Consider the following 6,992-nt stretch of genomic DNA (forward strand, 5'->3'; position numbering starts at 1 on the left):
TCAGAGCCTGGTGCTGACGGAAGCCTCGATCCGGGCGGCGATCTCTTCGCATTGGGCGATCAGCGCGGCGGAGCGGGCCTTTATGTCTTCAATGAAGCTTTTGGTGCTGACACCGGCGAGGTTGATGAGGATGTTGTAGTTGGCGGCCTTGGCAGCGCTGAGGGCTGTGAGCGAGGCCACTCCAGCGTCTGAAAGTGCGTTGGCGTTGCCCACGGCGGCAACCTGTTCGGCAAGCTGCAAAGCTTCCCAAGCCAGTTCCAGGGTGCGGAAGGGGACCATGATCGCCTGTTGGGTGGTCTTTTCCACCATCTCGCCGCGCAGAGCGGCTTCCGCGTTGGTCTTTTTGGGCAGGCGGAGGGCTTCCATCATCGCGTTGAAGGCGTCGGTATCGGCATCGATGTATTGCAGTGCCTTGAGCTTGATATCCTGGCCAAGCGGGGCCAGTTCGCGCACCTTGTCCTGCACCTGTTCATAGCCTTTTTTATCGATGGTGAGGTTGGAAACCATGGCCGAAAGGGCTCCGGAAAGGGCGGCGCAAAGGGCCGCGACGCTGCCACCGCCGGGGGCGGGGGAATCGGTGGAAAGCAGGTCGGCAAAGTCGTCCAGACGCAGCGAGCAGAGGCTGTCCGGACGGGCGATGGCGTATTCGATCACCTTCTTGTCCAGGTCGAAGGGTCCCAGTTCCGCCAGGCCCATGGATTGAATGGCGGTTTCCATGATCATCTTTTCGGGGATGCCGGTGCTTTCGTTCATGCGCTGGAGGTAAAATTTGCCGGATTCCAGCAGCGCGGCCTTGGGGATCAGGCCCACCAGCTCGCTGCCGGTGACGTTGACGCCAATCTCCAGGGCGAGTTCGCGCACTTTTTCCAGCACGAGATGGGGTGGCGTGACCTTGTAGTTGGTGAGGTTGATGCTGATCTGGGCGCGGTTGTAGCTGTCGATGTACCAGCCCACGGCCTTGCAATGGGTGAAGAGGCCGGGGATGGTGACCTTGTTGCCGTTTTCGTCCTTGAGCAGCTTTCCGTTCTCGTCCCGGGCGCTGCGCCCGCTTTCGCGGATGCTGAGGGCCAGGTCATGGGCTTTCTTTTTATCGCGGGTGTTGAGGTTGATGTTGTAGGCGATGAGGAATTCCCTCGCGCTGATGGCGGTGGCCCCGCTTTTGGGGTTGAAGGCGTGGGGCCCGAAATCCGGCTTCCAGGCGGGGTCCTTGGCTTTTTCCGCCAGGGCTTCGTATTCGCCTGAGCGGACGGTGGCCAGGTTGCGCCATTCCTCTTTGGAGGCGGCGTTCTCGTAGAGATAGACCGGGATGCCCAGTTCGTCGCCCACGCGCTTGCCCAGTTTGCGGGCGTATTCAGCGCATTCCTCCATCGTGATGTCCGAGATGGGAATGAAGGGGCAGACATCGGTGGCGCCCATGCGGGGATGCTCGCCGTGATGTTTGCTCATGTCGATCAGTCCGGCGGCTTTTTTGATCGCCCGGAAGGCCGCTTCCACAACGGCATCCGGCTCTCCAGCCAGGGTAAACACCGTGCGGTTCGTATCAGCGCCGGGATCCACATCCAGGAGCACGACGTTGTTTACTGATCTGATCTCGCCGGCAATGGCGTCCAGGACCGCGTGGTCCCGGCCTTCGCTGAAATTGGGAACGCATTCCATCAGCTTCATGTCTCACCTCTTCAGTTTGTTTTGTGTATCTTGACCTTGATGATCTTCTTTTCAGTGGCCTGCAGGACCTGGATGCGGTAGGGCTCCACGTTTATGAACTGCCCCTGGTGCGGGATGCGGGCCAGACGGTCCAGGATCAGGCCGGCCACGGTCTCGTAGTCCCCCTCGGGCAGGTGGATCCCATATTCATCAGAGAGCCGGTCGATCTCGATATCCGCCTGCACCAGCCAGGTGTTGGGGGATACCTGTTCCACTTCGCCCACCTCTTCCGCGTCGTCATATTCGTCCGCGATGTCTCCAAAGATCTCTTCCAGGATGTCCTCCATGGTCACGATGCCGGCCGTTCCGCCATAGGAATCGACCACGATGGCGATGCTGCGGTGATGCTTCTGCATTTCCTTGAGCAGCACGTCCAGATCGGTGTTTTCGGGTGTGAAAAAGGGTTCGTGGAGGAGGTCGCTGACCTTGGTCTCGGGAGTGTGTTCGCGCTTGAGCACGTCGTAGATGATGAGGATGCCCACGATGTCGTCCAGGTCCTTGCGATAGACCGGATAACGGGTGAAGCCTTCCTCGCGGGCGATCTCGATGGCTTCGGCGATGGTGGCTGTTTCCGGGATGGCGACCACCTCCGTGCGCGGGATCATGATGTTGCGCGCCTCTTGCTCAGTGAAATCCAGGGCGTCCTCGATCATCTCCATCTGGGGCTCGTCTTCGGAATCCTTCTCCGTGAGCGAAAGCAGGTAGGTGAGGTCGTCCTTGGTGAGGTAGTTGAAGCTGGTGCCTTCGGTGATCCGGAGCAGTTGGCGCAGCCGGCCGTTGAGCCAGGAAACGCCTGCCACAAAAGGCCTGAGCAGGAAATAGACGAAGCGCATGAAGGGATAGACGGCCGGGACCAGGGTTTCGGCGTTATCCCGGAAAACGGACTTGGGCACCACCTCTCCAAAGATGAGGACGAAGGCCCCCACGACCAGGGAAGTGTATTTGGGATTGAAAATGGCGGGGTCGACATTGCTGTAGACCAGATAGGTGGAAAGCGTGGCCAGGAGGACGTTGACGATGTTGTTGCCCAGCAGGGTTGAGCCCAGCACCTTGTCCGGCTGGCGCAGATAGCTTTGGAGATTCGCGGCGGACCTGCTCTTTCTGGCCTTGCCTTCGAGGCGGAGCATGTCAATCGAAATTACCCCGTTTTCAAAGCCGGAAAACAGGAAGGACAAGCCGAGCAGGATCACCATGATGATCCCCCAAAGCAGTATTTCAAGCAGAGACATTTATGCGTTTACCTTCTCATTCCTCCAGGCGATGCGCAGGGCCTGGACGAAGTCTTCGATATTGCCCGCCAAAAAAGAATCCAGATTGTAGCTTGTCAAGTTTATTCTGTGGTCGGTGACCCGGGACTGGGGAAAATTGTAGGTGCGGATCTTGGCGGAACGGTCTCCGGTGCTGACCTGGGCCTTGCGCGAACTGGCGATCTCCTGTTCCTGACGGCTGATCTCGGCATCCAAAAGCCTCGAGCGCAAAACCTTCATCGCCTTCACCTTGTTCTTGAGCTGGGATTTCTCGTCCTGGCAGGTGACCACGATGCCGGTGGGCAGATGGGTGATGCGGACCGCGGAATCGGTGGTGTTGACGCTCTGGCCGCCATGGCCGGAACTGCGGTAGACGTCGATGCGGAGGTCGCTTTCGGTAAGTTCGATGTCGATGTCCTCGGCTTCGGGCAAAACGGCCACGCTCACCGCGGAAGTGTGGATGCGGCCTCCGGATTCGGTCACCGGGATGCGCTGAACCCTGTGGACCCCGCTTTCAAAGCGCATGAGGCCGTAGGCATCCTCGCCGGAGAGCATGAAGATGATCTCCTTGAAGCCGCCCAAGCCGGTCTCATTGTGGTCCAGGAGCTGGTGTTTCCAGCCCTTTTGCTCCGCGTAATAGCCATACATGCGATAGAGGTCGGCAACGAACAGGGCAGCCTCCTCGCCACCGGTGCCGGCGCGGATCTCGATGATGGCATTCTTGCCTTCGTTGGGGTCGCTGGGGGTGAGCAGGTCGCGCAGCTTGAGTTCGCTGGTTTCCTGGCGCTGGGCCAGGACCTCGAGCTCTTCCCTGGCCAGGTCCGCCATCTCCGGTTCGGTCAGCAGGAGATGTTCGGCTCCAGTGATCTGGGCTTCCAGATCCTGATAGCGCTTCCATTCGGAGCAGATCTCGGAAAGTTCGCGATAGCGGCGCATCAATTGCTTATAGCGCCTCGCGTCGCTGATCACGGCAGGGTCGGAGATCGTCTCCTGCAGTTCCTCCAGTTCCTTGGCCAGGCCCTCAAGCTTTTCCCGGGGCAGCATGTCAATCCTGCGTCAGCTTTACGTCGTGCCCAGCCAGGTCCATGTCCAAAGCGGCTTTCATGGCCACCAGCGCGGTTTCCACCATCGAGTCGTCCGGAGGCTGGGTGGTGATGCGCTGCAAGGCCATGCCCGGAACCGTGAGCAGCTTCACGACGGGATGGTTCAGGTTGCGTCCGCTGTATTTGAGCACTTCATAGCTAATTCCCGAGACCAGCGGGATCAGCAGTATGTGATAGCCCAGGCGCAGCAGCATCGGGACGGGCTCTCCGCCCAGCAGGAAGATCGAGACCAGGGTGTCCGTGATCGAGAAGACCAGGATCGAGATCAGCAGGACGAAGAACATGAAGCTGGTTCCGCAGCGCGGATGGATCGTGGTGTTGGTTTGAATGGCAGGGATCTCCAGGCCGGTTTCCTTTTCATAGGCGTTCACGTTCTTGTGCTCGGCCCCATGGTATTGGAACAGCCTGCGCACGTCCTTCATCAGGCTGATCAGCCAGATGTAGAGGACGAAAAACAAGATGCGGATGCCACCCGCGAAGAGATTGAACCAGAGGTTTTGCTTGCCCAGGCCAACCCAGTCCGCGATCCGGTAGGGCAGATAGCCAAAGAGCAGAAAGGCCAGCCCGAAGGCGATCACGATGCTGAAGACCTCCTCGAATTTGGCGGCGGATTTGGATTTCTGCTTGACTGCCTTGCCCTGTTCCTCCTCCTCCTGCTTCAGGTCCAACTCATAGCGGTTGGCCGATAGGGTGAGGGTTTTCATGCCGATGGCCAGCATTTCCAGCAGGGAAACGAAACCCCGGATGATCGGAATGCCCAGGAAAGTGCCTTTTTTGGCCTTGCTGGCAAAGGGCTGCTTGAACAGCTCGATCGAACCGTCTTTGCGCCGCAGCGCCGTGGCCAGGCAGTCCGGTCCGCGCATCATCACGCCTTCGATGACGGCCTGGCCGCCCACGCTTATCTCTTTTTTCATATCCATTTTAATTCCTTTGATCCAGCCCCATTTGCCCGCAGGATAGAAAAAACGCCATTTCCCGGGCTTGGGGCTGGGGCGAAATGGCGTTTAAACTGAAACGGAACTATTTTTCGCTTTTCAGGTTGTAGCGCTTGTTGAATTTTTCCACGCGTCCGGCAGTGTCCAGGATCTTCTGCTTGCCGGTGTAGAAAGGATGGCACACGTTGCAGATCTCGACCTGCATGTTGCCCTTGGTGGAACGGGTCTTGAACTCGTTTCCGCAGGCACAGCGCACGGTGCATTCTTCATACTTGGGGTGAATTCCCTTTTTCATCTATCTGGCTCCTTGAATGATATCTTGCTTAATGTAAGTCACGATTTTCCAAGCGCCCTATCTGTCAACAGCTTTTTTCATTCCAGCGGCAGGCAAACCTGATCGGCTGTGCGATCCCCGGGGCTGGGGTTTTGGGGTGGCAAATTCCGCTTTGCCACAGGGCTCGCAGAGGCCTTCCAGCGATGAATCGGACTCCGTCCGATCGCCGAACCGGAATTCGGCTTCCCGATCCCCGGGGCTGGGTTTTGGGGTGGCAAATTCCGCTTTGCCACAGCGGTCACAGACCGCTAAGCCTGTAGACAAACCGGTTTCAACCGGTGCAGGACAATAGGCGGGGGGATTTATCCCGGGTATTTATGGAGGGATCGTTTGTTTCCCCAAATTCCCCACCCCCACCCCGAACACAGATGCAATCCGTGTTTGGGGTGGGGGTGGGCCAGCAACAACGAACACACCAGCTTTTAATACGACGGCTAAAGCCGCCGCCTATATTCCTTCACCCCACCTGCGGCGGGGTTGGTCAGCAGGCTGCACCCCACCTGCGGCGGGGTTTGTCAACAGGCGAAGCTCCGCAGGAGCGGCATATTTTAGCCCAGGGTGTAAACCCTGGGGGTATGAGGCGTTGATTTCACATATTTGTCAAAGCCCCACCCCACCTGCGGCGGGGTTTGTCAGCAGGCGAAGCTCCGCAGGAGCGGCATATTTTAGCCCAGGGTGTAAACCCTGGGGGTATGAGGCGTTGATTTCACATATTTGTCAAAGCCCCACCCCACCTGCGGCGGGGTTGGTCAGCAGGCGAAGCTCCGCAGGAGCGGCATATTTTAGCCCAGGGTGTAAACCCTGGGGGTATGAGGCGTTGATTTCACATATTTGTCAAAGCCCCACCCCACCTGCGGCGGGGTTGGTCAACAGGCGAAGCTCCGCAGGAGCGGCATATTTTAGCCCAGGGTGTAAACCCTGGGGGTATGAGGCGTTGATTTCACATATTTGTCAAAGCCCCACCCCACCTGCGGCGGGGTTTGTCAACAGGCGAAGCTCCGCAGGAGCGGCATATTTTAGCCCAGGGTGTAAACCCTGGGGGTATGAGGCGTTGATTTCACATATTTGTCAAAGCCCCACCCCACCATTGTTCGCGGCTCATTAAGAGCCGCGCACTTGGTGGGGTGGGGAATCCGGGGTAGGGAGCGTTATCTTTCCCATACCCAGGGTTTCCACCCTGGGCTAAGTTTTATCGCCCCTCCGGGGCTTCCCTTCAGGCGGAGGATCGGAATCCTCCGGCTACATGGTTCCACCCTTTTCCCCTTTTGCCCTTTTCCCCTTTTGCCCTTTTCCCCTTTCGAGTCACGCGTAACCCGTAACCCGTAACGCTTAACGCCTAAAACACCCCGGTCAGGTCGTCGTAGTCGCTCAAGCTGTCCAGCAGGTCGTTGTCGATCGCGGCCTTGAGCGTATCCACCACGCCCAGGCCCACGGTGCCGATGTCGCTGGCGGTCAGGCTGGCGAGGTCGACGTGCTCGGAATCCGCCTTCTGCCAGGCGTACATCAACTTGATGAAGATGGCGTAGGCAGTGGGCGGCAGCTTGGTCTTGGGCACGTTCTGGCTGCCGTTGCGCTGGCTGTAGCTCTTGAGGTCGGCCTTGTAGTCCACCGAAGCCGCGGCGTAGAGCGTGCTCAGATTCCTGGCGATGCTGCCCAGGAGCTCATTGTA

Annotated in this window: 6 protein-coding genes; all 6 read right to left on the reverse strand. The window is 58.5% G+C overall.

What is annotated here, in order from left to right; translation table 11 throughout:
* Nucleotides 1-1,665, reverse strand: coding sequence for a glutamate formimidoyltransferase (ftcD, locus tag K0B87_03690; protein MBW6513841.1), 1,665 nt, complete (start codon nt 1,663-1,665; stop codon nt 1-3).
* An 11-nt stretch (nt 1,666-1,676) separates the two neighbouring features.
* The gene (locus tag K0B87_03695; GenBank protein ID MBW6513842.1) at nt 1,677-2,933 is read right to left on the reverse strand and encodes a hemolysin family protein; all 1,257 of its coding nucleotides are present in this window, start codon (nt 2,931-2,933) and stop codon (nt 1,677-1,679) included.
* Complete coding sequence (prfA, locus tag K0B87_03700) at nt 2,934-3,995, reverse strand: peptide chain release factor 1 (protein MBW6513843.1); 1,062 nt, start codon at nt 3,993-3,995, stop codon at nt 2,934-2,936.
* Nucleotide 3,996: 1 nt separating this feature from the next.
* Nucleotides 3,997-4,974, reverse strand: coding sequence for a DUF1385 domain-containing protein (locus K0B87_03705; protein ID MBW6513844.1), 978 nt, complete (start codon nt 4,972-4,974; stop codon nt 3,997-3,999).
* Nucleotides 4,975-5,074: 100 nt separating this feature from the next.
* Nucleotides 5,075-5,284: a 50S ribosomal protein L31 gene (gene rpmE, locus K0B87_03710; protein MBW6513845.1), complete on the reverse strand. Its 210-nt coding sequence runs from the start codon at nt 5,282-5,284 to the stop codon at nt 5,075-5,077.
* 1,375 nt (nt 5,285-6,659) lie between these two features.
* On the reverse strand, nt 6,660-6,992 hold a 333-nt coding region (locus K0B87_03715), incomplete at its 5' end, for a hypothetical protein (GenBank protein MBW6513846.1).

This window comes from Candidatus Syntrophosphaera sp. (assembly GCA_019429425.1).
Classification (GTDB): domain Bacteria; phylum Cloacimonadota; class Cloacimonadia; order Cloacimonadales; family Cloacimonadaceae; genus Syntrophosphaera.